The organism is Rhodococcus sp. NKCM2511 (genome assembly GCF_014905595.1).
GTDB classification, from domain to species: Bacteria; Actinomycetota; Actinomycetes; order Mycobacteriales; family Mycobacteriaceae; genus Rhodococcoides; species Rhodococcoides fascians.
This window is the reverse complement of sequence record NZ_BNHJ02000001.1, coordinates 2,836,954-2,861,521: the sequence shown is the minus strand read 5'-3', so window position 1 is coordinate 2,861,521 and position 24,568 is coordinate 2,836,954. Positions and strand designations below refer to the sequence as shown.

Annotated in this window: 18 protein-coding genes and 1 pseudogene; 11 read left to right on the top strand and 8 right to left on the bottom strand. The window is 64.9% G+C overall.

Features of this window, described 5'->3' with window-relative positions; all coding sequences use genetic code 11:
- Positions 1-78: 78 nt before the first annotated feature.
- Positions 79-1,272: an MFS transporter gene (locus tag JLZ96_RS13320; RefSeq protein ID WP_236254110.1), complete on the bottom strand. Its 1,194-nt coding sequence runs from the start codon at positions 1,270-1,272 to the stop codon at positions 79-81.
- Between the two features lie 139 nt (positions 1,273-1,411).
- Between JLZ96_RS13320 and JLZ96_RS13315 the strand changes: the two genes are divergently transcribed.
- Positions 1,412-2,293 carry a LysR family transcriptional regulator gene (locus tag JLZ96_RS13315; RefSeq protein ID WP_201010328.1) on the top strand — a complete coding sequence of 294 codons (882 nt, stop codon included), beginning with the start codon at positions 1,412-1,414 and terminating at the stop codon, positions 2,291-2,293.
- Positions 2,294-2,360: 67 nt separating this feature from the next.
- Here JLZ96_RS13315 and JLZ96_RS13310 read toward each other — a convergent pair whose 3' ends face one another.
- Together JLZ96_RS13310 and JLZ96_RS13305 are read right to left on the bottom strand one after the other, a co-directional pair.
- A complete protein-coding gene (locus tag JLZ96_RS13310; protein ID WP_201010327.1) occupies positions 2,361-4,418 on the bottom strand; it encodes a PhoX family phosphatase in 2,058 nt (685 codons plus the stop codon).
- A 72-nt stretch (positions 4,419-4,490) separates the two neighbouring features.
- On the bottom strand, positions 4,491-5,552 hold the full coding sequence (locus JLZ96_RS13305) for a cellulase family glycosylhydrolase (protein ID WP_201010736.1): 1,062 nt from the start codon (positions 5,550-5,552) through the stop codon (positions 4,491-4,493).
- Between the two features lie 391 nt (positions 5,553-5,943).
- On the opposite strand from JLZ96_RS13305, the gene JLZ96_RS13300 reads away from it, so the two are divergent.
- Genes JLZ96_RS13300 through JLZ96_RS13285 form a run of 4 tightly spaced genes read left to right on the top strand, consistent with a single transcriptional unit; the run spans position 5,944 to position 12,534 of the window.
- Positions 5,944-7,884: a hypothetical protein gene (locus JLZ96_RS13300; protein ID WP_201010326.1), complete on the top strand. Its 1,941-nt coding sequence runs from the start codon at positions 5,944-5,946 to the stop codon at positions 7,882-7,884.
- A complete protein-coding gene (locus JLZ96_RS13295) occupies positions 7,881-9,389 on the top strand; it encodes a hypothetical protein (RefSeq protein ID WP_201010325.1) in 1,509 nt (502 codons plus the stop codon). The genes JLZ96_RS13300 and JLZ96_RS13295 overlap by 4 nt, the downstream gene beginning before the upstream one ends.
- Positions 9,386-10,891, top strand: coding sequence for a glycosyltransferase (locus JLZ96_RS13290; protein WP_032385414.1), 1,506 nt, complete (start codon positions 9,386-9,388; stop codon positions 10,889-10,891). The genes JLZ96_RS13295 and JLZ96_RS13290 overlap by 4 nt, the downstream gene beginning before the upstream one ends.
- Positions 10,888-12,534, top strand: coding sequence for a glycosyltransferase family 39 protein (locus JLZ96_RS13285; protein ID WP_201010324.1), 1,647 nt, complete (start codon positions 10,888-10,890; stop codon positions 12,532-12,534). The genes JLZ96_RS13290 and JLZ96_RS13285 overlap by 4 nt, the downstream gene beginning before the upstream one ends.
- 10 nt (positions 12,535-12,544) lie before the next feature.
- Here JLZ96_RS13285 and JLZ96_RS13280 read toward each other — a convergent pair whose 3' ends face one another.
- From JLZ96_RS13280 to JLZ96_RS13260, 4 genes and pseudogenes are all read right to left on the bottom strand, one after another.
- Positions 12,545-13,273, bottom strand: a complete 729-nt coding sequence (locus JLZ96_RS13280) for an amino acid ABC transporter ATP-binding protein (RefSeq protein WP_174557188.1) — start codon at positions 13,271-13,273, stop codon at positions 12,545-12,547.
- Positions 13,274-13,278: 5 nt separating this feature from the next.
- Positions 13,279-14,994, bottom strand: a pseudogene (locus JLZ96_RS24980) (ABC transporter substrate-binding protein/permease).
- 125 nt (positions 14,995-15,119) lie between these two features.
- A complete protein-coding gene (locus JLZ96_RS13265) occupies positions 15,120-15,884 on the bottom strand; it encodes an LLM class F420-dependent oxidoreductase (RefSeq protein ID WP_201010323.1) in 765 nt (254 codons plus the stop codon).
- 72 nt (positions 15,885-15,956) lie between these two features.
- Entirely contained in the window at positions 15,957-16,466 is a 510-nt protein-coding gene (locus JLZ96_RS13260; protein ID WP_027495044.1) for a TIGR04338 family metallohydrolase, read from the bottom strand.
- A gap of 106 nt (positions 16,467-16,572) precedes the next feature.
- Here JLZ96_RS13260 and JLZ96_RS13255 point away from each other — a divergent pair, with 106 nt between their 5' ends.
- The 6 genes from JLZ96_RS13255 to JLZ96_RS13230 all read left to right on the top strand — a co-directional run bounded on the left by JLZ96_RS13255 (position 16,573) and on the right by JLZ96_RS13230 (position 23,669).
- Entirely contained in the window at positions 16,573-17,298 is a 726-nt protein-coding gene (locus JLZ96_RS13255; protein ID WP_201010322.1) for an ABC transporter ATP-binding protein, read from the top strand.
- Positions 17,295-18,056, top strand: a complete 762-nt coding sequence (locus JLZ96_RS13250; RefSeq protein WP_201010321.1) for an ABC transporter ATP-binding protein — start codon at positions 17,295-17,297, stop codon at positions 18,054-18,056. The genes JLZ96_RS13255 and JLZ96_RS13250 overlap by 4 nt, the downstream gene beginning before the upstream one ends.
- A gap of 17 nt (positions 18,057-18,073) precedes the next feature.
- Complete coding sequence (locus tag JLZ96_RS13245) at positions 18,074-19,558, top strand: ABC transporter substrate-binding protein (protein ID WP_236253946.1); 1,485 nt, start codon at positions 18,074-18,076, stop codon at positions 19,556-19,558.
- Positions 19,559-19,561: 3 nt separating this feature from the next.
- Complete coding sequence (locus JLZ96_RS13240; RefSeq protein WP_201010320.1) at positions 19,562-21,313, top strand: ABC transporter permease subunit; 1,752 nt, start codon at positions 19,562-19,564, stop codon at positions 21,311-21,313.
- Positions 21,310-22,575 carry an MFS transporter gene (locus JLZ96_RS13235; protein ID WP_032407729.1) on the top strand — a complete coding sequence of 422 codons (1,266 nt, stop codon included), beginning with the start codon at positions 21,310-21,312 and terminating at the stop codon, positions 22,573-22,575. Before JLZ96_RS13240 ends, JLZ96_RS13235 begins: the two co-directional genes overlap by 4 nt.
- Positions 22,576-22,859: 284 nt before the next feature.
- Positions 22,860-23,669: a MerR family transcriptional regulator gene (locus JLZ96_RS13230; protein WP_201010319.1), complete on the top strand. Its 810-nt coding sequence runs from the start codon at positions 22,860-22,862 to the stop codon at positions 23,667-23,669.
- 3 nt (positions 23,670-23,672) lie between these two features.
- On the opposite strand, the gene JLZ96_RS13225 is transcribed toward JLZ96_RS13230, so the two are convergent.
- Entirely contained in the window at positions 23,673-24,491 is an 819-nt protein-coding gene (locus tag JLZ96_RS13225; RefSeq protein WP_201010318.1) for a DUF2786 domain-containing protein, read from the bottom strand.
- Between the last annotated feature and the right edge of the window lie 77 nt (positions 24,492-24,568).

Here is a 24,568-nt window from a genome sequence, read left to right as displayed (position 1 = left end):
GGTATGTCGCCGTCGGCAGCGTGAGTGTTACCCACGTCTCATCGAGAACGACTCAACCACGTCTCGGAACAGAACGCATTAGTGACTGTTCACCATCGTCGGCTCAGGTCCACCGGGCGTCCCGCAGGTGTTTTCTCGACGTCGACGGGCGTCCACCTGCAGATCCAGTAGCCAGACCAGCAGTGCGGCAATGGCGAACACGGCCCCCGCAGCGCACACTCCCGTCCACTCGAAATGCTTCCACGCCCACGTCCCGACGGCAGATCCTGCTGAGGCGCCCACGAAGTACGTCGTCATGTAGACGGAGTTGATTCGGGCGCGAGCAGCCGGTTCCAGGGCGTAGACGATGTGCTGGTTGCTCACGTGCACGCCCTGCAGAGCCAGTTCGAGAAGTACGAATGCGACCACGAACACCACCCAGTAGTGGCCGCCGACGGCGAACATCGGCCAGAGTGCGATCAGCAGAACCGCACAGGTACCGCTGGCCCATTGCACCAGTCCGCGGTCTGCGAGCCGGCCCGCGACGGAGGCCATCAGAGCGCCGCCGACACCGGCCAATCCGATCAGTCCGATCTGGACGGCACCGAAACCGAACCTCGACGACAGCAACAGCGTCATCGTCGCGAACACCGTGCTCACCGACGCGAAGCCGAGACCGCCGAGCGCCGCGCGGGTCCGAAGCCTGGGGTGGGTGCGTACCAGCCGAACCATCGACACCAGCGCCGAGCCGTAGGTGACGTCCGCCGTCACGGTGTTGCGTGGCAGCACCCGCCACAGGCCGACCGCGGCGATCAGCATCAACACCGCGGCGACGCGGTAGACGCCCTGCCACCCCGTCACCGACGACAGCAGCCCCGAGATGCTGCGTGCCAGCAGGATGCCCGTCAGCAACCCGCCCATGACCACTCCGACGATGCGTCCGGATTGCTCCGGGTGTGCCATCGACGCGGCGAACGGCACGATCACCTGCGCCGCCACCGAGAACAGTCCAGCGATCGCCGTGCCGACGAGGAGCCAGGAGAGGCCGGGAGCGAATCCGGTGATCGCCTGACCCGTCGCGGCGAGAATCATCAGCCCGACGCTCAACGTGCGGCGATCGACGACGTCGCCGAGAGGCACGATGAGCAGCAGGCCGAGGGCATAGGAAATCTGTGCGACGGTCACCGAGGTGGCTGCCGCTGTCTCGGACACGTCGAATTCGGTGGCAATGAGGTCGAGCAGCGGCTGGTTGAGATAGTTGCCGCCGGCCGAGAGTCCGGTGGCGATCGCCATCAGGGCGACGACGGGGGTGCTCACGCCGGTGCGCGAGGTGCTGGCTGTCTTCACAAGAACAAGGGTGCTCGTTGCACATCCAGCTGTCCAATAGAACGTTCCGAACGATCGATCGTCTAAACAGATAGAGTTGCGAAGCGTGGAACTCAGACACATCCGGTACGCCGTGGCGGTCGCCGAAGAGCAGCACTTCGGGCGTGCAGCAGCTCGGCTGCGAGTCGCTCAATCGGCGCTGAGCAGCCAGATCAGAGACCTGGAAAAAGAGCTGGGCGTAGAACTGTTCGCGCGCACGAGCCGAAGCGTCACCATCACCCCGGCTGGACAGATCTTTCTCGAACGCGCGCACAGCGTGCTCGGTGCCGTGTCCCGATTGGTGGCCGACGTCGCGCCCGATCCCACGACCGCCATCAGGCGGCTGCGTATCGGCATGATTGCGCCTCTCGCCCGTGTCGATCTGGCCGCGGTGGTCGGCCGGATCTCCCAGCGATTTCCCAACACGTCGGTGACGTTGCTGCCGCGGCCGAGCAACGACGTTCTCGACGGCATCGCACGCGGAGACCTCGATCTCGGAATCATCGGGCTCGCGCCCGGACGCCCACATCCGGGATTGACCGTCACCGCCCTGTGGACCGAGCCACTGTCACTGTTCGTCGGTCCCGATCATCCTTGGGCTCAAAAGAATTCGATACGGTTGTCCGACCTGTCCGAGATGACGATGATCGACCGACCGGCGGGAAGCGAGGCCAGACTGCAATCCGATCATGCATTCACCCGCTCGTCGGTTCCCCGCGGCCGCATTCTGGAGGCCGATTCGGCCGACCTCATCGGTCAACTCACCGCAGCAGGGTTGGGTGTGACACTGCTGCCGTCGTCCTTGGCGTCGATCCTCCCCGAACTGCACATGATCGACGTCATCGATGCACCGACCCGAACGGTGTCGGTGGTGACCAACCCCGAGCACGCGAATGCCGCGATCGCCGCGGTGGTCGAGGATTTGATCGCGTCGTCGGTGGCGAAGTGAACACAGCCCGACGCCCGTAGTCGAGGGTGCGACCACGGGCATCGTAGCTCTCTCGAAATAGCCTGGGCTAGGCGGACTTCCACACCGCGACGATGGACGGCCGTGGCTGCGTGTCGCCGCCGTCGGGCCAGTGCGAGATCGGAGCGTCGGCGGTGGCGTCGTCGCTTTCACCCGGGTGCTGGACGCAGACCATGACGCGCTCGTCGGTGACGATGGGGCCGCAGGTCTCGCCGCCGGCGGGGACGGTCAGGAACTGACGTGTCTCGCCGCGACGGGGGCCGTCGAGCACCACGGCGAACAGGCCGTCGTTGGAATCGAGGGCGTTGCCGTCGGTCGAGACCCACAGGTTGCCCTTCGAGTCGAACGCGAGATTGTCGGGGCACGAGATAGGGCTGACCTGACTCTTGTCGAATCCGCCGAAATACGTGTCGGCCTCGTTCGGATCACCGCAGACCAACAACAGGTTCCACGTGAACGACGTCCCGGCGTGGTCGTCCTCGAGTTCGAGTACCTGCCCGTTCTTGTTCTTGTTGCGGGGATTGGCCTCGTCGGCGGCCGCTTTGCCCTCGGTGCCGCGGTTGGAGTTGTTGGTCAGTGCGACATACACCTTGCCGGTCACCGGGTTCGGCTCGAAGTCTTCGGGGCGGTCCATCTTGGTTGCGCCCACTGCGTCACCCGCCTGACGGGTGAACACGGCGACTTCCTCGGCCGACATACCGTCGACGAGAGACTTGCCGCGGCCGTCCTCGCCGGTTTCCAGCAAGGGGATCCACGTTCCGCTGCCACGGAATTCACCGTTGGAGGGCAGGGCGCCCGAGCCGTCGATCTCGTCGGGCGTATCGCCGGTGAGGCTGGCGACGTACAGCGTGCCGGCGTCGAGCAAGGTCAGGTTGTTGCGCATCGCGGCCTGGCCGGTGCCGGGCATCATCTTTCGGCTCGAGACGAACTTGTACATGTAGTCGAAACGTTCGTCGTCGCCGCTGTACGCCACGACGGTGCCGTCGTCGGTGACGTGGATGGTCGCGGCCTCGTGCTTGAACCGGCCCAGAGCGGTGTGCTTGATCGGGGCCGACTGCGGATCCCACGGATTCACCTCGACGATGTAGCCGAATCGGTTGACCTCGTTGGGTTCCTGCGCCAGATCGAATCGCTTGTCGAAGCGCTCCCACTTACGTTCGCTGGCACCGCCTTCGACGCCGTAGCGCGAAAGACGCTTGGCCACAGTCGCATCCGTGACGGTCTCGGCGTTGGCGAAATACTGGTTGAAGTTCTCCTCACCGGAGAGCACCGTTCCCCACGGGGTCAGGCCGCCCGAGCAGTTGTTGAACGTGCCGAACACCTTGGTGCCGGTGGGGTCCACGCTGGTCTTGAGGAAGTCGCTGCCTGCGGCGGGCCCGGTGATGACGAACTCGGTGGTGCCGGTGATGCGCCGGTTGTACTGGCCCATAGCGGGGGTGAGCTTGCCGGTGCCCGATTCGCCCTGCACCTGTACGACGGAAAGGCCGTGTGCCGCAAGGGCTACGTCGAACTGCTCGCGGGTGGGGTTCTCCGCGTCGTAGCCCTTGAACATTGCCGGTTCCGTGCTGTACTCGTGGTTGACCACCAGCAGGTGGGCGTTGGGCGTGCCCTCGATCGGCAGCAGGCCGGCGAAGTCGTTGTTGAAACCGAACTGCTTCTCCTGCGCCGCGCCGGTCTGCTTGTCGAAGTCGAAGGCCGGTGCGCCCGCGACGACGGCGTCGCCCCACCGAATGACGATGCCCTGCTCGTAACCGTCGGGAACGACGACGGCATCCTCGGTGTTCGGTTCCACTGCAACGAAATCCACGCCGTCGACGGGCGGAGTATCGGTTCCCGACGTACCCGTGGTTGCGCTACCGGTCGCGGCCGGCTCGTCGGTCGAACATGCGGCCAGTGCGCTACCGGCACCGACGGCGAGCACTGCCATGGCCCCGCCCTTGATGACGCCGCGCCGCGACATCGCGGTCTTGACGATGTCGCCGAAGTACTGGCCCTTCGACGTATTGGGAATCTCGTGGAAACAGGCATCGCCGCACTTGTACTTGCAGGTCAACGATGATCGTTTGGAGCTTCCGTCGTGAACGGCGAACAGGGGCAGTGGCTTCATGTCACGGCACGCTGTCACCCAAAAGCGAAAGTAAAGGAACGTTCAGGTGAAGTTGGGGAGAACGAGGTTGCCCTAACGTCCGATCGTCTGCCACAGCGGATCCGACGGTCCGATGTCGTAGGTGCAGTCCGTAGGCCGCGGATCCGGTACGAAAGCCCACAACAGCGCCCCTGCTGTACCAGCGGCACGCTGGCCGTCGATCTTCGCGGCAATACCGGTTGCTCGAGAATCGACATCGCCGCACGAGCCGGCGAGTTGACCGATCTCCCCGACCAGCAGGGGTTTGCCCACCGCGGCGCTCTGAGTGATCCGCCGCTGCAACCCGTTCCACTGATCTCCGGGCAGCGGCACGCCGTCTGCACCGTAATCGTGGTACTGCAACACATCGACGAAGGGCGACTGGGCGAGGTACTCGTACTCGTCACCCTGGCTTCCGCACTGGCCGCCGCCGGTGAGGCCCGCTGTGATCACGGTGCGAGGATCGACGGAGCGGAGCTGTTGTCCTGCAGTGTCGAAGAACGAGCGAAGCACCTCTGCAGCACCGGCCGTACACGTTCGGCTGGACCAGGAGCACGAGGTATCCGTGCACGAACTCGTCTCCGGTTCACCGACGAGCTCCCACGCAGCCAACGCCGACGAGTCCTTCCATCGATTCGCAGCGGTGAGCATCCATTGCTCGAAGCTGATCTTCGCGGTCGAGGTGGGCGTGCCGGGGGCCGTCGTCCAGCCGTCGACGTACCACTGCCTGTCTTTGAAGACGTTTCCCTCGCACGCCCCGTCCTGGGGTGACAGCACCGGTACGAGGAGTTGATCGTGAGCCTCGGCTGCGGCGAAGACCGCATCCATCGGCCCGAAGTCGAGGGCACCGGTGAATCGGTTGATCGCCAGTGCCTGAAAGGCGTCGAACCGGGTCAGCGAATGTGGAGGAAGCGCCTCGAAGTAACTGTCCAGGTCCACCATCGCCCCGCATCCGGCATTGACCGACCAATCGGTGGCGAGTTGGTAGGCGTTGAACCCGGTCGGCCACCACGGTCGACCGTCGAGTGCGAGACCATCGGTGCTCGCGGAGACACGAGCGCCGGCAACAGGTGCCGCCGTGGCGGTCTCGGCCATGCCCGGTATTACCGTCGACATCAGGACAGCACCGAGAACGCACTGAAGGACTTTCGACGCGATGCGCATCGCCGTAATGGTAGACGCGGATGCGTAGATTCCGAAGCCGTCGATGACGAGCGGCTTTACCGAATTCGACTCCGCGCCGGAGGACATTGTCGGCTGTTGATCGACGGAATCGACAAAGAGCGAACTGAATCGCCGTTACAGTCGGAGAAACCGAATTCAACGGCGGGTTCTGGCGCTGTTTGCGTGCTGTGAGTATTGTGATCGGCACTCCGAAAGTCCTGCGCGCCAACGAGTCGCGCTATTCTCTTGACTCTCCGTTCATTTCGAAGACTGGACATTTCTCATGCGAATCGTTCGCGCTGCGTCTGTGACAGCTCTCGCCGTGGTCCCGATATTGCTTTCGGTGACCACAGCGTCGGCGCAACCCGGCGATCAGGACCAACCCACTGCTGCAAGCGCAGACGAGCTCTCTCGTTTCACTTTTCCCGAGTTGGGCTTGGGGCAGTCCACCACGGTCGACCTGACAGGACCGCGTACGAGGGTGACGGTGCCATCTCCTGCAGGGGCCGTTCCGTCGACCCTGAACGCGGTGCTGACCACGCCCGCTTGGCTCGATCGCGGGTGGGTCGACGTCGAATCGGACGGGCGTCCGATCACTCGTATCGCCCTCGACGGCGCTGCCCCGACCACTCCGGTGTCGATTCCGCTGGCCGCTACGCGAACGGTCGACGGAGTGATTCCACTCGATCTGATCCCTTCCGTCATTCCCGACGATCGCTACTGCCCCGATCCCGATTCGGACGCGGTCCGATTGATCGATGCGACCGTCGACTACTCGGGAGCGCCGGCCGTCCCGGGGACCATCGCTGATTTCCTACCGGTGCTGCTGCGCAAGTTGACGCTGTTCGTGCCCGCCACGCCTGACCGCGAAACTATCACCGCAGCAACAACTGTGGCCACATCCGTGGTACACCACTACGGTGCGCAGCCGGTCCAGGTAGAAGTGCGCCCGGACAGCGAGCTTCAGGGGGCGGTACCCGACGGCTCGTTCGAAAGATCGATCGTGCTGACGAAGAACTCCGACGCCGGTGCCGAGTTGATCTACCCCGTCGAGCAGGCTCCCCCACGGTTGTACCTCGCCGGTACGGGATCGGATCTCACCGATCAAGCCCGGTTGATCACCAGTGACCTCTCCCAGATCGCAATCGGCACCTCGGCATTGGCCGGACCGGGGGCACCCCAGGCTCGACTCGCACCCGATTCGATCACCCTCGACGACCTCGGAATCGGAGCCGTCTCCGGCACAGGAGGTTCCACGGCAACCGCATCTGTCGATATCGATCAGACGCGACTCGGACGATCGGCCGGGAGCGTGTCCGTGCACCTGATCGGCAGCTACACCCCGGGTGCCGGATCTGTGCGAGCCTCGGTCGACGGATCGCCACTCGAAGTCTGGGAGGCCGACGACACCGGCCGTCTCGATCGATGGATCGACATCCCGGATACCGCACTCTCTCGCGTGGGGACTCTCGATGTTTCCGTCGACCATCCGTCGGCCTCTTCCGGCAGCTCCTGCGCTGCCGCCGCCGAAACGACTGTCACCGTAGCCAGTTCGACGCTCGTGCGATCCACCGATTCGTCGTCACCGGTGCCACTGGGATGGCGGTCGATGCCGCAGGCCTTGATGCCGCAGTTCGACATAGCTCTCGCCGACGAGTCCTACGCCGGAGTTGTCCGGGCTGTCACCCTCGCGATCGGCTTGCAGCGGTTGTCGAGCCTGCCGCTCGATCCCGAGGTCGTATCGATGGAGCAGGCGCTCGACGGTAGCGCACCAGCCGTCGTGATTTCGCCTGTCGCAGAGCTTCCGGACTCGGTGACGCTGCCGCTGTCCTCGGTCGACGAGACGACCTTCCGAATCACGGACCCCGAGGCCGCGGGCGGTGCCACCGAGCTCACGGTGGATATCGCCGAGCCCTTGGCGACGATGCAGGTCACGTCGGTGCGCAGCAACGCCGTCCTCGTGGCGTCGTGGAATTCGGCACCGGACGAACTCGACGGCATGTTGTCCTGGCTCGATGCCGATCCGGCGCGGTGGTTTGCGCTGAACGGCGATATCCTGTTCGCCGCGCAGAACACGGAGCCGATGTCGTTGTCCAGCAGTGCATTGTCCGGAGCAGACGCCGCGGCGGCGGCCACCGACGACGGGACCTCCGATCGGATGGTGGTGGTCGTCGTCGGAGTCGGCCTGGCGGTACTTGCAGTCGGCGGCGTCGCGGCATTCGTGTTCGCCGTCCGATCACGTCGTTCGGCGCGCGATCCGGGTCGAGACAGCGGCTCACAATGAGCGAGGACGGGCAGCTGCCGCGGTCTTTCACGCGGTTCAGGTTGTCTCGCGGCCCAATCGCCGTTCTGGTATTTCGGTGGTCCGTTCTGGTCGGCTGCGTGGTGGTGGCTTTCTTCTCCACCTGGGTGCGGCTTGCCCAGGAGGCAGCCGACGGTGCCATCACCGCATATGTTTTCGTGCTGCCGCTGCTCGCAGTGGTTGCGGCTCAGGGGGTGGCGCGGCGACGAGCCGACGAATTGCCCATCCACGACCGCCAGACCGACAACATAGTCGGCGGCATCGCGTTGCTGGTTTCCATCGCGATCAAGGCGCTGTGGCTACCCCGGTACGCAGACCAGTACGAACTCGCCCACCTGGATGTCTTGGCGGCACTTGCCTTCTTCTTCGGCGGGGCGATTCTGATGTTCGGGCTGCGGCCGGTCGGACGATTCTGGTCTGTGTGGCTGTTGCTGTTGGCGTTGAGTCCGCTGGGCTACCGGTTGGTCGCCATCGGATTCGGTGGCAGCAGGTTTGCGTATGCGGCGGTGATGGTGCTGCTGGCCGGCATCGCAGGTGCCATTGCCGTCGGCCGAACCGCACGTCGGGGTTGGCTGGGCTTCGGATGCACGGTGTCGACCGGATTCGTCGTCGCCGCAGTCATGTTGGCCATGTGGCCGCAGGTCGACATCGTCTGGTTGCAGCTCGTCCCGACCGTCGGCGCAGCCGCGGTCACGGGAGGTGCCTTCTATGTCGTAGCCCGTCGCGGTCGGTTCGACGCCCGGCAGCCGCGCCGGGTCGGGTCGCTCACGGCGAAGTGGTCGCCGAGCTCGAAGGCCGTTGCGATCGTTGCTGCGGTAGTTCTGTTCTTCGTTCCTCTGCCCGGTCGAATGGAGTTGTCGACGGTTGCGGGACCACCGGGACCGGTATCCGAGCCACTCATGCCACCCGTTGGCTTCACCCGAACGGACCTGCAGGAATTCGACTGGGTGCGGGCATTTTTCGGGCAATCGTCGTCGTTGGTTCGACAAACCATGCGAGCAGACGTCGGAAATCCCGCATGGGATGTTCGTGGGCGGCCACGGACGGTGGTGGTCGACGTGTTGTCCACTGCGAATCGGGCCAGTCTTGCTGTGTACCCGGAGAGCACGCTCTATCGGCTCTCCAACACCCGTACGAGCCATCCGCTGCGCATCGATCTCGGTCGCGGAGTGACGGGCTCCTTGTACACCTCCGTCAGTGACGCTCTGTTGCTCACCTGGACGAAGCTCGTATTCGATTGGGAACGAGGCGATGTGACGCAGCGCGTGACCATCATCAGCGTCGACAACCACGATGCCGATGCCGAGTTCCCACAACCGACGCCCTCGATGGCGTCGAATCTCGGAACTGCCATCGGGACGTTTCTGCGTGGGAATGCGGTGTCCGTCGACGACGATCCGGAGTACAAGGATCTTGAACTGCTGACCACCTTCGGGACCGGGTTGCTCCGCCAGCAGTGGCGCTCCGGGGACGGTTCGGCGAGATGAACGATTCTCGGAGTTCGCGGCCGTCGCCGCCCCGCGTCGGCACCGAAACGGCAGAGTTCAAAGCGGCGGCGCTCGACGATGCCATCAACGGGCTCGCCGTCCGAAATCCGTTGGCTTCGGCTGCGATTGCTTTCGTGCCATGGCAGAAGTACACGGCGATCGTGGCTGCGGTGCTCCTCGTTGCCTGTGTGGTGTTCGCCCCGATCGGGACTCTGCTCGCGGTCACGGTTCTCTGCACCATCGGATATCTCCTGGCAATGATCGACCGCCTCCTGCTGTTCTCCCGCGGTCTCGACGCTGCCGCAATCGTCACCGTGACCGACGAGCAGGCGCGAGCGATTCCCGACGATCGGTTGCCGCTGTACACGATTCTGGTTCCGGCGTACGACGAGCCCGAGGTGGTGGGTGACCTCATTGCGGCGATGACGGGTCTGGACTATCCAGCCGAAAAGCTGCAGGTCCTGTTGCTGCTCGAAGAGGACGACGACGTCACCATCGAGGCCGCTGCGCGCAGCGGCGTCAGCGACCTCGTCGACGTCGTGCTGGTGCCTGCCGGCGATCCCCGCACGAAGCCGAAAGCCTGCAACTACGGCCTGCATTTCGCGACCGGGTCGATCGTGACGATTTTCGATGCCGAGGATCTGCCCGAGCAATTGCAGCTGCGCCGTGTCGTGGCGGCATTCGAGCGGCTGCCCGACACTGTGGCCTGTGTTCAGGCAAAGCTGGCGTTCCACAACGGTTCTCAGAATCTGCTCACCGGATGGTTCACCGCGGACTATGCGCTGTGGTTCGGATACCTGCTACCGGGTCTGATGGCCAGCACGTCGCCGATCCCCCTCGGCGGAACCTCCAATCATCTTCGGCGCGATGTCATCGACGAGGTCGGTGCCTGGGACGGGTTCAACGTCACCGAGGATGCCGACCTGGGTGTCCGAATCGCGGCCTCGGGCTACTCCACGGCGGTGTTGGACTCGACCACCCTCGAGGAGGCGAACAGCGATCCGATCAACTGGGTACGCCAGCGGTCCCGTTGGTACAAAGGCTATTTGCAGACCTGGCTGGTGCACATGCGCAGGCCGCTCGCGACCGTTCGCGTGCTCGGACCGGTGGGCACCTACAGATTCACCCTGCTACTCGCGGGAACGCCCATCACCGCGTGCATCAACATGGTTTTCTGGTTCACCACGGCAGCGTGGATTCTCGGCCAGCCGACGCTGATTGCGCAACTCTTTCCGCCGTACATCTACTACTTCTCGTTGTTGTCTCTGGTGGTGGGCAACATCGCCACGATCTACATGTACTTGATCGCAAGCAGGGAGAGCGACAACGCCTACCTGTTGGTTCCGAGCCTCACGATGCCCCTGTACTGGGTGATGATGAGCGTGGCGTCCATCAAGGGCTGTTGGCAGTTGGTACGTAATCCGTCCTACTGGGAGAAAACTTTTCACGGCCTGTCCGGACCCGCGCCGGAGACCGGCCCCAGCGAGGAGCAGACCCCATGACGTCGCGGACCCCAGCGGTCGTGTTCGGTACCGCTCTGGCGGGCTACCTGGCGGTGGGACTGACTCTGAGCATGCGGTTCGGCTACATGCTGGGGGATGCGCTGTCGCGAACCTCGGCCGCGCAGGCGGTGTTGCTCAGCCGGGATCCGCACGTCTCTGCCATCGGGTTCATCTTCACGCCGTTGACCGCGCTGGCACAATTGCCGATTGTCGCCTTCGCATCCTGGTGGCCGGGTATCACCCGGTGGAACATCTCGGGTATCGCCGTGTCGGCTGTGTTCATGGCCGGAGCACTGGTGATGATCCACGGAATCTGCCGAGACCGTGGACTTCCCGGTCGTTACTGCCTACTGGTCACGGTGTTGTTCGCGGTCAATCCGATGATCGTCTTCTACGGAGCCAACGGCATGAGCGAGGCCGGCTTTCTGTTCTGTATGTGCTGGGCGGTGCGGCGATTAATTCGATGGGTCGGCACCGACGATGTGCACGATCTCGTTCTGGTCGGCATCGCTCTGGCTCTCGCCTTCCTCACCCGCTACGAGGGTGTGGTCCCCATAGCGCTCACCGCGGTGCTCGTGGCGGCCGTCACGGTACTCCGCCGGGGTCGAGTGCATTGGAAAGCGATGCGGCGCAGAGCAATTCTCGATGCTGTACTCGTTGCCGGCCCCGGTGCGGCAGCGTTCCTGGTCTGGATCACCACGAGCTGGTTGATCACCGGTGAGGCGCTCGCGCAGCTGTCCTCCAGCTACGGCAACGCCGCGATTCTGGCGCAGTCCGGTGGGTCCAGTGGCGACGTGCTGAGCACTGGCCTGTTCTCCTTCGCTGCAATTATTGCCTTGGGGCCGACGTTGGCGGTGTCTCTACCGCTCGCGACGGTACTGGCGATACGTCGCCGGGATCTGGAGTTCTCGGTTGCCCCCGTGCTTCTGGGCGGGGTGCTCGCATTTCAGGCCGCGAGCTACATCACCGGCTCCACGTTCGGCTTTCTGAGATTCTTCGTGTGCGCCATACCCCTGGCCGCTGTGGTTGCGGTGCAACTGTTTCCGGCCGGTCCAGACCTGGCGACCCGACGAGCGGGTGCGTACCGAAGGCACCGCCCGGCTTTGCCTGCCCTGCGTTCTGTTTCCGCGGCCGGGGTCGTCCTCCTCTGTGCACTCGGTCTTCCGGTCACCGGGTGGGCGATGATGCAGCCGTCGTTGTCGAGTCAGCAGTACGCGCTCGGGGCGCTCTTCGACCGAAATCCCTCGGCCGACGACCCTCGGGCTGTGGCAGCCCGGCGAATCATCGACTCGTTCTCCACCGAACGCCGACTCGCCTCGTATCTCGACAGTCAGGATCTACCCGAGGGCTCGATCCTGGTCGACACCGTCTACGGGTTTGCCGTCGTGGCGGCGTCGGAGCACCCGACCCGGTTCGTGATTCCGTCCGACCTCGACTTCACCAAGATTCTCAACGACCCGGCAACCGGAGGCGTGCAATATCTGTTGACCGTGCCGAACGAGGGCCGCGGGGTGTCCGATGCGATCAACCGGCGGTACCCCACCATTTACGACAACGGCGCGGAACTGTATCCACTCGTTCTCGAAGTACCGAACGATGGTGCCGATCAACCGAACTGGCGCCTGTATCAGGTGCCAGGCTGACCGGTCGCTGCTACAGCACCTGCGAGAGGAATGTCTTCAGTCGATCGGTGTGCGGATCGTCGAACAACTGCTCCGGCGTTCCGGTTTCGACGGCGCTGCCGTGATCCATGAAGAGGACCTTGTTGGACACCGACCGAGCGAAGCCCATTTCGTGGGTCACCACGACCATCGTCATGCCGCCCTTGGCGAGGTCGGCCATCAATGCCAGCACTCCCTTGACCAGTTCCGGGTCCAGCGCAGAGGTGGCCTCGTCGAAGAACATCACCTCGGGCTTCATCGCGAGAGCTCGTGCGATGGCGACGCGTTGCTGTTGGCCACCCGAGAGGTTGCCGGGACGCGAGTCCGCCTTGTTGGCCAGGCCCACCAGTTCGAGCTGCTCCATCGCGGCCGCGCGCGCCGCATCCTTGTTGAGCCCCAGCAGCTTCTGCGGCCCGAGCGCGATGTTGTCGGCGACGGTCTTGTGCGGGAACAGGTTGAAGTGCTGGAACACCATGCCGATGCGTTGACGAAGTTCGTCGGGATTGTCCTTCAGCACCGACTTGCCGTCGAGCAGGATGTCTCCCTGCTCGGGCTCGTGCAGGCGATTGAGGGCCCGCAACAGCGTGGACTTACCCGAGCCCGAAGGCCCGATGACAGTGGTGGTCTTACCTGCGTCGACATGCAGGCTCACCCCACGCAGAACCTTGTTGGTACCGAACGACAGGTGAATGTCCTTGCCGGTCAGAGAAACTGAAGTCACGTCGGCTACCTCTCCACCACGATGGATGTTTCGACGGGACCGAGGGTGCCCGAGGTGTCGGCCTTACCGGATCGCAGGCGTCGGTCGATGTAATTGACCAGGTGCGTCAGCGGGATGGTCAGGATGAGATAGAACAATCCGGCGGCCAGCAGCGGCGAGAGATTGCCGGTCTGGGCGGCGGTGTCCTGGCCGACGCGGAACAATTCTCGTTGCGAGGCAAGCAGACCCAGGAAGTAGATCAGCGAGCTGTCCTTGATCAACGAGATGAACTGGTTGACGATCGCAGGCAGCACGCGCCGAATGCCCTGCGGCACGACCACCAGGTTCATGGACCGTCGGTAGCTGAAACCCAGTGCGCGGGAGGCTTCGAGCTGCCCGGAGTCGACGCTCTGGATGCCGGAGCGGAAGATCTCACCGAAGTAGGCCGCTGCCATCAACGACAGCGCCAGGATGCCCAACGGGAACGGGCTTCTACTGCCGGTGAATTGGGTCAGCGTCGGGCCGAACCCGAGGCCGATGAGCAGGATGACCACGGCGGCGGGTAGTCCACGAAAGATGTCCGTGTACACCCGCGCCGGCCACCGCAGCCAGCGGGTGCGGGAAATACCCGCCACCGCCAGCCCGAGTCCGATCACGGTACCGATCACTCCCGACGAAGCCGCCAGAATGAGGGTGTTCGGCAATCCGACCGTGACCAGTTTGGGAATGGTCTCGCCGATCAGTTCCCAATCGAAGAACGTGTCGTACAGATTCGACAGAGTGCTCATGAGGTACGGGTGCCCTTACGACGCCGGCAGAACGGACGCCTTGCTGCCCGGCTTCCAGTCGGCGGGGACCTCACGGTCCGGGTACCACTGCTTCTCGAGCGTGCTCCAGGTGCCGTCGTCGACCACGGCGTCGAGGCCGGCGTTCAGGGCGTCGATCAACGGCTGATTGTCCTTGGCGACGGCGTAGGCGGTGAAGTTGGTGGTGTTGATGGTCTTCTCCAGAATGGAGACACCGTCCTCGGTCTTGACCTGACCGGTTGCCTGCTGCGACGGCGCGACCCAGGCGTCGACCTGACCGGACTTCACGTTCGCGTACGCGGTGTTGTAATCCGGGAACCGCACCGGCTCGATGCCGAGGGTGTTGGTGACGTAATCGTCCTGCACGGTGCCCTGCACGACGGCGATGCGCTGATCGGCGTTCAACTCGGCGATCGTCTTGATCGAGTAGTCGTTCTTCGCGACCAGTGCCATCTCACCGAAGTCGTAACCGTTGGTGAAGCCGACGGTCTGGCGACGCGCATCCGTCGTCGAAATTGACGAGGAGCCGGCGTCGTAGACCTTGTTGTTGACCGCTGCGAGCAGGCCCGAGAACTCGGTCGCCGAGAACTCGACGGTGAGGTTCAGCTTGGCCGCGACGGCTTTGAGTAGCTCGTTGTCGAAGCCGGTGAAGTTGCCTGCGTCGTCGATGAAGATGTTCGGCGGCGCGTCGGACAGGGTGCCGACGTACAACGTCCCCGGCTTGATCAGACCGAGGTTCGCGGTGTCGATCTGATCGAGCGCGGTGACGCTGTCGGTCGTGTACTTGTCGAGCGAGGCCTGGTCGGAACCGGCCAGAGCGTTCTCGCCGGTGCCACCCGAGCTTCCGTCGGAACACGCGACGGCTCCGAGCGTGAGTGCGAGCGTCGCAGCGACTGCTGCGATGGCACGGCCTCGTAAACGACGTGTGTTCAAGATGAAGCTCCTAGGTGCAATCGGGAGGGACGAACGAGGCTATCGTGCCGATGGAGGCACACGACAATCACATTGCAGTTGTATGAAGCAACCCGCTTGTTCCCGAAATTCCCTCACCTCAATCGCGTCTAGCGGTGTGCGTCCCGCCACGCGATGGCCTCGCCCAGTTCCGTGAGGTCGTAATCCGGTCCCCCGGTACCGACCGTGAACAGCGTGGCTCCGGCGTCGACGAAGTCCTGTGCGGTGTCCGCGCCCGGCCACGAGACCGAGCGGGTGATGCCCGAGGTGTCCCGCCCGACGGTGGTGCCGTGCTCGGCGAGGATCTCGGATTTACGCTTCAGTGCATCGAGGTCGGCGAAGCTGTGCCAGATGTGGGCGTACTCGGCCACGAGCTTGAGGGTCTTCTTCTCACCGCCGCCGCCGATGAGGATCGGGATGTCTCGCGTCGGGGCCGGGTTACCGACGTCGAGGCGGTGCCGAATCCTGCCGAGGCGCTCCTTGAGCAGCGCCAGACGTGAACCGGCCGTACCGAATTCGTAGCCGAAGTTGTCGTAGTCCTTCTCGTTCCATCCGGCACCGATACCGAGAATCAGTCGGCCGCCGCTGATGTGATCGACGGTGCGCGCCATGTCTGCCAGCAGGTCGGGGTTGCGGTAGCCACCTCCGGTGACGAGCGCGCCGATCTCCACGTTCGACGTCTGCTCGGCCCAGGCACCGAGCATCGTCCAGCACTCGAAATGCGCGCCGTCGAGGTCGCCGTACAGCGGATAGAAGTGGTCCCAGTTGAAGACGATGTCGACTCCCGCGTCTTCGGACCGCAGCACCGCGTCGCGGATCAGCTGATAGTCGGGCGCGTGCTGGGGCTGAAGCTGAACACCGATCTTGACGGTCATGTACGTCTCCTCGTCGTGTGGGCTGTCTCACCCATGATGCACCTCGTTTCGCGCGATGCACGTTGCCCGAGATCAGCCGACTCGTACTCCGCTCTCGGCCATCATCGCTCGGAGGACGAACCCGGCCTCGGAGCCGACGATGTCGCCGACCAACGTGATGTAGCGATCGACGAACGCTCCGCCGTGCTGTTGCTCGTCCTCGTCACCGAAGTGGTGAGCCAGTTCGTGGAGCACCACCAGCTCGCGCAGCGCCCAGGCCCGATTGCCTTGATGCAGGGGTACCGCGATGGTCGCGGCGTCGCGTTCGTAGTGGGCGGCACCCGATCCGGATCTGGCCCGGACGGTCACCGTCCGGCCGGCGTCGGGCCAGGTAGTCGCGATCCAGTCCAGCGCCAGCACCGCATCGACATAGCTCTGCACGGATTTCAACGAGGCGAACTTCCGCTCGATCGGCAGCGTGATCTGTGAGCCCAACACCGTCACGACGCGGTTGTCGCGCTCCTCGGCTCGATCGAACATGATCCGCACCATCTGTTCGGCGTCGTACACCGCCGACCGCTGCGCATCCCTCGGTCTGCTCACTCGTCCAGCTTAAGCAGGTCGAGTTGTTTCCGTACCGGCGCTCGCCTATGGTTCAAGTGACAACGATTGTCGAAGTCATTCCCACTTCCAGGCTCAGGAGTTCGTCGTGCTCGTCGTCGAGAATCTCCGCATCGACGCCGGACGCACCCGCATCGTCGACGGCGTCTCGTTCGAGATACCCACGGGTCGACGCGTCGGCCTGCTGGGCGCCTCGGGTTCGGGCAAGTCCTCCATCGCATCGGCTCTGGTCGGATACCTCCCGCCGGGCATCACGTGTTCCGGTCGCGTCGTCGTCGACGGCCACGATGTCGCTGGTGTTCCGACCCCGCAGCGGCCGCGCACCGCACGCCCGGCGATGGTCTTCCAGGATTCCGCGACGGCGCTGAACCCGATGGTCACCGTCGGCCGGCAATTGCGGACGGACGACGCAGCCGCGCTGCTGGCGCGAGTGGGTCTGCACGACACCGCGCGCATCCTGGCCTCGCACCCACTCGAACTCTCGGGAGGTCAGCGTCAACGAGTGTGTATCGCACTGGCATTGGCGCGCGAATGCTCGCTTGTGATCGCCGACGAACCGACGACGGCGCTCGACGTGTTGAGTCAGGCGCGAGTCCTCGACGCCCTTCGGCAGATGCCGTCGCTGCTGCTGATCACCCACGACATCGCCGTCGCCGCGCAGTTGTGCGACCACCTGCTGGTTCTCGATTCCGGCACAATCATCGAATCCGGTTCCACTGCAACGGTACTCAAGAATCCATGCTCGGATCGAACGCGACAGATGATCGACGTCGCTCGGGCGGCTGATCCGTTCCGGCAGCTGGTTGCATCGTGAGCCTGGACGAGGCTGCCGGTTTGGTGGGTACGGCACTCACCCGGCAGTACGACCGGCACGGCACGTCGCACACCGCGTTGGATGCCGTCACGTTCGCGGTGCCGCCGATCGGGCGTATTGCCGTCGTCGGTGAATCCGGTTCCGGTAAAACGACATTGCTGCGCCTGCTGCTTGCCGTCGATGCCCCGAGCGGCGGAAGGATCTCGCTCGACGGGCGAGTCGTCCGACCCGGATCGGCCGGATCGCTGCGGTGGTTCCGCCGCCGTGTGCAGTACATTCCGCAGGATCCGGCGACCAGCCTCGACCCGCGCCGCAGCGTCCTCGACCTCGTCGCTACTCCGCTACGCCTGCTCGGTATCGAGGGTGATCACCGAGCCATGGCCACCGGCGCATTGTCTGCCGTCGGACTCGATGCGCACTTCCTGGCTCGCCGTTCGGCCGAGCTGTCCGGCGGACAGAAACAACGAGTCGCCATCGCCCGAGCCGTGGCCTGCGCGCCGCACTATCTGTTGGCGGACGAGCCGGTCAGTGGGCTCGATCCCGACCTCCGAGAGCAGGTGCTCGATGTACTTGCCGGCCTACCGGGTGCGCTGCTGATCGTCAGCCACGACCTGTCGGCCGTGGCCAGACTCTGCAGCGACGTGTCGGTGATGCAGGAGGGTCGCATCGTCGAATCCGGTTCTGTCCGCAGCGTTCTCACTCGGCCCCAGCACGAGCACACCCGAGATCTGATCGACGCCGTTCCTCGGCTCACGTAACACAATCAGGAGCTACATTGACCAGCAACATGTTTCGCATCGGCGCGCTCGCAGCAGTGGGCACACTGACGCTCACCGGGTGCTTTTCGTCCAGTTCTGCCTCCTCCGACAACGGCGAGAACCGCGTGCGCGTGGCAATGCTGCAGCCACCTCGTTCGGGGTTGTCCCAGTTCAGTGACGACGCCTTCAAGCTGTCGCGCTGGTCCACCGCCGAGACGTTGATCGTTCTCGATGATCTCGGTGAGGCCGAGCCGGGTCTGGCCACCGCCTGGAACCGCGTGGACGATCGGACCTGGAACTTCGACATCCGGCCGGACGTCACGTTCCACAACGGAGCCCCGCTCGACGCAGCGGCCGTCGTCACCGCGCTGACCGCAGCCACGCAGTCGGCCCCCAAGCCGCGCATCCTCGACGGCGTCGAGATGACGGTGACCGCCACCGACGCCGACAGCGTCGCCGTGACCACTGCCGACGTCGATCCACTGGTACCGCAACGACTGTCGAGCCCACAGCTGGCCATCCTGGCACCCGACGCGTACTCGACGGGCAGCAGCAACCCCATCGGCACCGGCACCGGACCCTTCGTTCTGAAGGCCGTGAACGGCACGTCGACAGCAACTCTCGACCGCAACGAGAACTACTGGGGAGAGCCGGCGAAGGTCTCCGGCATCGACGTCGACTTCGTACCCGACGGCACGGCCCGCGCCGCCGCGCTACGCAACGGAACAGCCGATATAGTGGAGGCGATTCCGGTGTCTCAGGCCGCCAATGTCAATCAGGCACTCGTACACGAGGTGCCGATGCCGCGCACCAACACGCTATACCTGAACACAGCGTCCGGGGTCTTCGCAGACCCGGCCATGCGCGCAGCCGCACGCGAATCGATCGACCGCGACCGTCTGGTCGATCAGGTGTACGAGGGCCGCGCCGACGCCGCGAACGGACTGCTCGGCCCCGCTCTGCCGTGGGCCGCCGATCGTCCGGCCCGTACGCAGACCCCGGCCGGCGACGCCGCAGGGAAGAAGATCACCCTCGCCACGTTCACGGACCGAGCCGAACTCCCCGAGGTCGCGGTGCTGCTGCAGCAGGAGCTCGAAGCCAAGGGCTTCGTCGTCGAACAGGTCGTGCGCGAGTACCAGTTCATCGAAACCGATGCTCTCGCCGGTGCTTTCGATGCGTTCATCCTCTCCCGCGCCACCGTGCTCGACTCCGGAGACCCGGCAGCGTACATGTACTCCGACTTCGCCTGCGAGGGATCGTTCAACATCTCGCAGTTCTGCGACCCACAGGTCGACACCGCGCTGGCCGACGCCGCAGCCACCGAACCCGGCGACGCTCGCCGCACCGCGATCCTCGACGCCGAAAAACTGATCCTCGAAAAAGATGCTGCGGTACCGCTGCTGCACGAACGCGTCATCCAGGGAGAATCCGAGAACGTGACCGGCGTGGCCCGCGATCCACGCGAGCGCACGTTGATCACCAACCAGACCGCCTTCGAGTAGGCAGTGAGAACGACTGTCTCACGGCTGCTCTCGGTAGCGGGCGTCGTACTGCTCGTCGGGATGCTGCCGTGGTTGTCCGACCGAGATCCCGCACTGAGCATTCTGCGGGCACGCTCCGCCGAGCAAGAAGCGACGCCCGAGGCCCTCGCGGCCATCCGCAACGACCTCGGTCTCGACGCGGGGCCGCTACGGACATTCTGGAACTGGCTCACCGGCCTCGCGTCGGGCAATCCCGGAACATCCTGGAACACCGGCAAACCCGTACTGCCCGGTGCGCTCGAGGCACTGTCCGTCTCGCTGACCCTGATGGGTTTCGCGATGGTCGTCGCGCTCGTGACGGCCGCTCTCGTCGTCCTGCCGAGCATGCGGGCCGGGCTGCGCGGCACGCCGAAACGTACCGGCGGAAGCATTGCGGCCGCGCTGACGTCTCTGCCGGAGTTCCTGCTCGCCTCGGTACTGGTGGTCGTCGGAGCAGTGTGGTTGTCGTTTCCGGCGTACGGGTGGAACGGGCCGGAATATGCGGTGTTGCCCGCACTGGCACTGGGCCTTCCAGCGGGTGGCTTGATCGGTCGCCTCCTCGCCGACGCGGTAGCCGTGACCTTCACCGAGGGATGGGTGATCACGTGGACGGTGGCCGGGTTCTCGCGGCGGCAGATTGCCGTCGCTGTGTTGCGCCGGGCCGTCCCCGGACTCGCGTCGCAGGTCGGTTTGATCATGGTGGCCATGACGGGCGGCGCAGTGGCCGTCGAAAAGGTCTTCGCCATACCGGGATTGGGGCGCTCGACGCTCGGTGACGCGCAGTCGCAGGACCTGCCCGCCCTACAGATCGACATCCTGCTGCTGCTGGCCGTCAGTGCCGCCCTCGGTATCGCGGCGGAACTGTTACGCCGTCTACTGCTCGGCAGCGCACTGCACGAGAAGGCGATGCCAATTCCAGGCGGGGTGTTCCACCCCTCATCGCGTCGGTGGATCGTCCCGATAGCAGCCGCATCGATGCTCGCGGTGATGGTACTGGTGGGGCTGCCACGAGACGGCCAGGTCACCACCCGTGAGAAGTTCGCCCGACCATCGTCGACGTTCCCGTTCGGAACCGACGCGTCCGGCCGCGACTTGCTCGCCCGAGTGGCGGACGGGGCAGTGCGGTCGATCGGCCTGTCGCTGGCAGTCACGCTGGCGGCGTTGTGCGTCGGGGTACTGCTGGGGCTGATTCCCCGAGCGACCCGCGGCCTGGTGGAGGTCACCAATGCCGCACCGCCCGTCGTGACCGGCATCCTCATCGCCGCGATCTGGGGTCCGAGCGCCGGCGGGGCGGCTGTCGCGGTCCTGATCGTGACGTGGGCTCCACTCGCCGCGCACACCGCCGCACTCGTCGACGAGGCGCGAGCACAGCCCTACATCTCCATCTTGCCGACACTCGGTGCCCGCAACGGTCGAATCCTGTTCGGCTCCATCGTTCCCGGCGTGCTGCCGGCCGTGTTCCGGCACGCCATGATCCGCCTTCCCGGTGTCGCTCTGGCACTCGCCGCCCTCGGATTTCTGGGACTCGGTCCGCAACCTCCGACCGCGGATTGGGGACTGATCCTGTCCGACGGGGTAGCCGCCGTCGAGCGAGCACCGTGGGTCGCGGCAGCACCGCTGGCGTCGTTGATCGCGCTGGCCGTCCTCGCCGTCTCCGTCGCCAGCGCGACGTCGGGGCGGGTGAGAACGACCGGTAGCGTTGACGGCAAAGTCGATGCAGGAGGGCGCGTTACATGAGTTCGAGGACCGACAAGTCGCCGACGCGGTGGCGGTGGTCGTTTCTCGTCGACCTCGGGCGCGCCACGCCCACGGTGCGATTGCTGGTTCTCACCCAGATGACGTTCAACATCGGCTTTTTCATGGTGTTGCCGTATCTGTCGGTGCACCTGACTTCCGATCTGGGACTCGGAGCGGCACTCGTCGGCGTCGTCCTCGGTATCCGAACGTTCTCGCAGCAGGGCCTGTTCTTCGTGGGCGGCACCCTCGCCGATCGGTGGGGCATCAAGCCGGTGGTCCTCGTCGGCTGTGTCCTGCGAGTCCTGGGGTTCCTGGGCCTGGCCGCGTTCGATTCTCTCGCCGGTGTCGTCGCCGCGACGGTACTGGTCGGGTTCGCAGCCGCATTGTTCTCTCCCGCAGTCGAATCCGCGATCGCCATCGAAGCAGGCAAAAGCGAACGCACCGGCGGTGCCACCCGGGTTCAGACCTTCGCGCTGTTGTCGGTGTGCAATCAGATCGGATCGTTCACCGGCCCGCTCATCGGATCTCTGCTGTTGCTGGCCGACTTTCGGATCGCATGCCTCACGGCCGCAGTCATTTTCGTCCTCGTCATCGCCGCACACATCAGATGGCTGCCGCGCGAGCCCGGCGAACACCGCGACGATCCGTGGCTCTCGGGCTGGACCGACGTGATCCGAAACCGCACCTTCGTGCTGTTCGCCGTCGCCATGAGCGCGCAGTTGGTGGCCTACAACCAGCTGTATCTGCTGCTCCCCCTCGAGGTCGAACGGGCCTGGGGAACCCAGACGGTACTCGGCTGGTTCTTCGCAATCTCCGCAGTACTCGTCGTCACGACGCAGTTGCCCATCACCCGACGCGTCGCCGCGGTCTCGCCGCGCATCACGCTGCCGATCGGATTTGCCGTCATGGCACTCTCTTTCGCGTTGGTGGCGGTCCTCAGTCCTCTGGAGCTGACGGGGCTCGTCGGCCTGATTCCGGCCGCCCTGTTCGTGCTGCTGCTGGCACTGGGGCAGATGATCGCGATGCCGCAGGCCCGGGACCTCGTCCCCAAGATGGCCGCCGAACGCCGACTCGGTTCGTACTACGGATTCATGGCCTCCCTCGGCGGCATCGGGGTACTCCTCGGCTCGATCGCCGTCGGAGCGGTGATCGACGCGTCACCCGACACCGGCTGGGGAGCAGCAATCCCATGGTTGGTCGCTGCCCTGTTCCCCATCGCCAGTGTCATCGGCCTGCGAATCGTGTTGGCTCGACTCGACTGAGTTGGTTCTGGTGTCGCCGGCTTCTGTCGGCCGCCCGCATTTCCCCGCCCCCTTTTCTCCGCCCCCATCCCGCCGTCGTCCCCATCCCGCCGCCCCCATCCCGCCCACCCCATCCCGCCGCCCCCATTTCCCCGCAAAAGCGCGCGCGTTTGCCATACGCGAGCAGATTCGCCTCGAATTCGGGGCTATTCCGCGCGCACCTGGCGAACGCGCGCGCGTTTGCGGCAACCCCGACTGCAGCCGAGAGTCGACTCTCCCCCACGGGGAGGGGCGAGAATATCGACATGAACGGATTGCTCACGATCGGCGAGTTCTCTCGAATCACCCATCTGTCGGTGAAGACCCTGCGTCGCTATCACGAGTCGGGTCTGCTCGAACCCGCGACGGTCGACGACTACTCGGGCTACCGGTACTACGCCACCGATCAGGTCGGGGTCGCGCAGATCATCGGTCGATTCCGGAAGATGCAGATGCCGGAGCGGGAGGTGCGGGCAATCGTGCAGACACCCGATCCCGATGCTCGCGCTCGACTGATCACAGAACATCTCACTCGACTCGAGCGTCAGTTGGACGACACCAGATCAGCCGTGACGGCGCTGCGCCGGTTGCTCGATCCCACTCCGCCCGCGATCGATGTCCGACGCATTCTCACCGAACAGGGTTCTGTCGCAGCCATTTCCGAGGTGGTCGACGCGTCCGACGTGCTGGGCTGGTACTCGGACGCGATGGCCGAGATCGACGCGGTCGTATCGGACACCACCGGGCCGCCGGGCGGGCTGTACGACAACGAACTCTTCACCGACGGGCGGGGTGAGCTGACCGTCTTCGTTCCCACCATCGACGCGCCGTCCGTCGGCCGGGTTCGGCCGATGACGCTGCCTCCCGTCGAACTCGCGGTGACGGTTCATCACGGACCCCACGACGACATCGACGTCACGTACGGTGCGCTCGGGGTGCACGTGGAGACCAACGGCCTGGCCATCGCGGGGCCGGTTCGCGAGGTCTATGTCGTCGGGCCGCGGGATACCGAGAACTCGGCGCTGTGGCGTACCGACATCGGATGGCCGGTGTTCACGGCATCACCGGCCACGTAGCAGTCAGCGTCCCAGCTGCCGGCTTGCTCCGCCGATCTCTGCGTGGGCGCCGATCTTCGCGTTTCGTCCCGCTCGATCTCCGGCCTTGCGTGCGCCCTCGGAGTACCCGGCGCTCGCGCTCTGGCCTCGCCAGTGCCCGCGTGCAGTGGACGTCTGGCGGTAGTAGTCGCGTAGCTCGATCTCTTTGTCTCGCAATACCAGAGCGGTACCGGCACCGGAGGTCTCGTGCGCGATGGCCTTGGCCTCGGTGTCCTTCTTGACCTCCGCGAGCCGTTGACCGATGCGCGACGCGAATGCCGTCTGAAAGTTCAGACGCGCCGTCACGGCGGCGACGGGCACTTCCTCGCGTCGGGTGTAGCGGCGACGATTCTTGACCTCGGTGACGGTGCGGATGGCCGTCTCGGATTTGTAGGCACCGGACTTGATGTACGCGTCGGACGCTCGGACCATCTGAATCAGCAAAGAGGAGTACAGGGCCTCGGTGGTCTCGATGTCCGAGTCGAAACCGTAGGCGAACACCTGCGTCGACGATCTGGCGACGTCGCACTGCACATCGTTTGCGTGGGCGATGGCGACGAACAGTTGGACGTAGGTCTTGAGTCCACGCTTGCCCGGTTCACCGATGGGGATGACCTTCTGAGTCGACGTCGCCTGCCGTTCGCGGGATGCGCTGTGCGAACGCGCCACCGCCAGATCCACCGACGCCGACGTGGCCAAACGCTGCGCGGCCTCCATGAAGGCCTCGGCCTCGTGGGGGTTGTCGGTGGACTCCGCCTGACGCAGCAATCCGCCGATACGCGTCAGCATCTTGTCCGAACTCATGAGCGAAAGGGTACCGGGCACCTCCGACACGTCCGGGTTGACCGATTCAGGAACTCGATAATGACCCCTGCGCGGTG

Excerpts from the sequence above, each read along its gene's own strand:
- JLZ96_RS13320 (WP_236254110.1), bottom strand. The coding sequence starts at position 1,272 with ATGGCGATCGCCACCGGACTCTCGGCCGGCGGCAACTATCTCAACCAG.
- JLZ96_RS13225 (WP_201010318.1), bottom strand. The coding sequence starts at position 24,491 with ATGAGTTCGGACAAGATGCTGACGCGTATCGGCGGATTGCTGCGTCAG.
- JLZ96_RS13295 (WP_201010325.1), top strand. The coding sequence starts at position 7,881 with ATGAGCGAGGACGGGCAGCTGCCGCGGTCTTTCACGCGGTTCAGGTTG.
- JLZ96_RS13230 (WP_201010319.1), top strand. The coding sequence starts at position 22,860 with ATGAACGGATTGCTCACGATCGGCGAGTTCTCTCGAATCACCCATCTG.
- JLZ96_RS13290 (WP_032385414.1), top strand. The coding sequence starts at position 9,386 with ATGAACGATTCTCGGAGTTCGCGGCCGTCGCCGCCCCGCGTCGGCACC.
- JLZ96_RS13305 (WP_201010736.1), bottom strand. The coding sequence starts at position 5,552 with ATGTCGACGGTAATACCGGGCATGGCCGAGACCGCCACGGCGGCACCT.
- JLZ96_RS13285 (WP_201010324.1), top strand. The coding sequence starts at position 10,888 with ATGACGTCGCGGACCCCAGCGGTCGTGTTCGGTACCGCTCTGGCGGGC.
- JLZ96_RS13235 (WP_032407729.1), top strand. The coding sequence starts at position 21,310 with ATGAGTTCGAGGACCGACAAGTCGCCGACGCGGTGGCGGTGGTCGTTT.
- JLZ96_RS13310 (WP_201010327.1), bottom strand. The coding sequence starts at position 4,418 with ATGAAGCCACTGCCCCTGTTCGCCGTTCACGACGGAAGCTCCAAACGA.
- JLZ96_RS13265 (WP_201010323.1), bottom strand. The coding sequence starts at position 15,884 with ATGACCGTCAAGATCGGTGTTCAGCTTCAGCCCCAGCACGCGCCCGAC.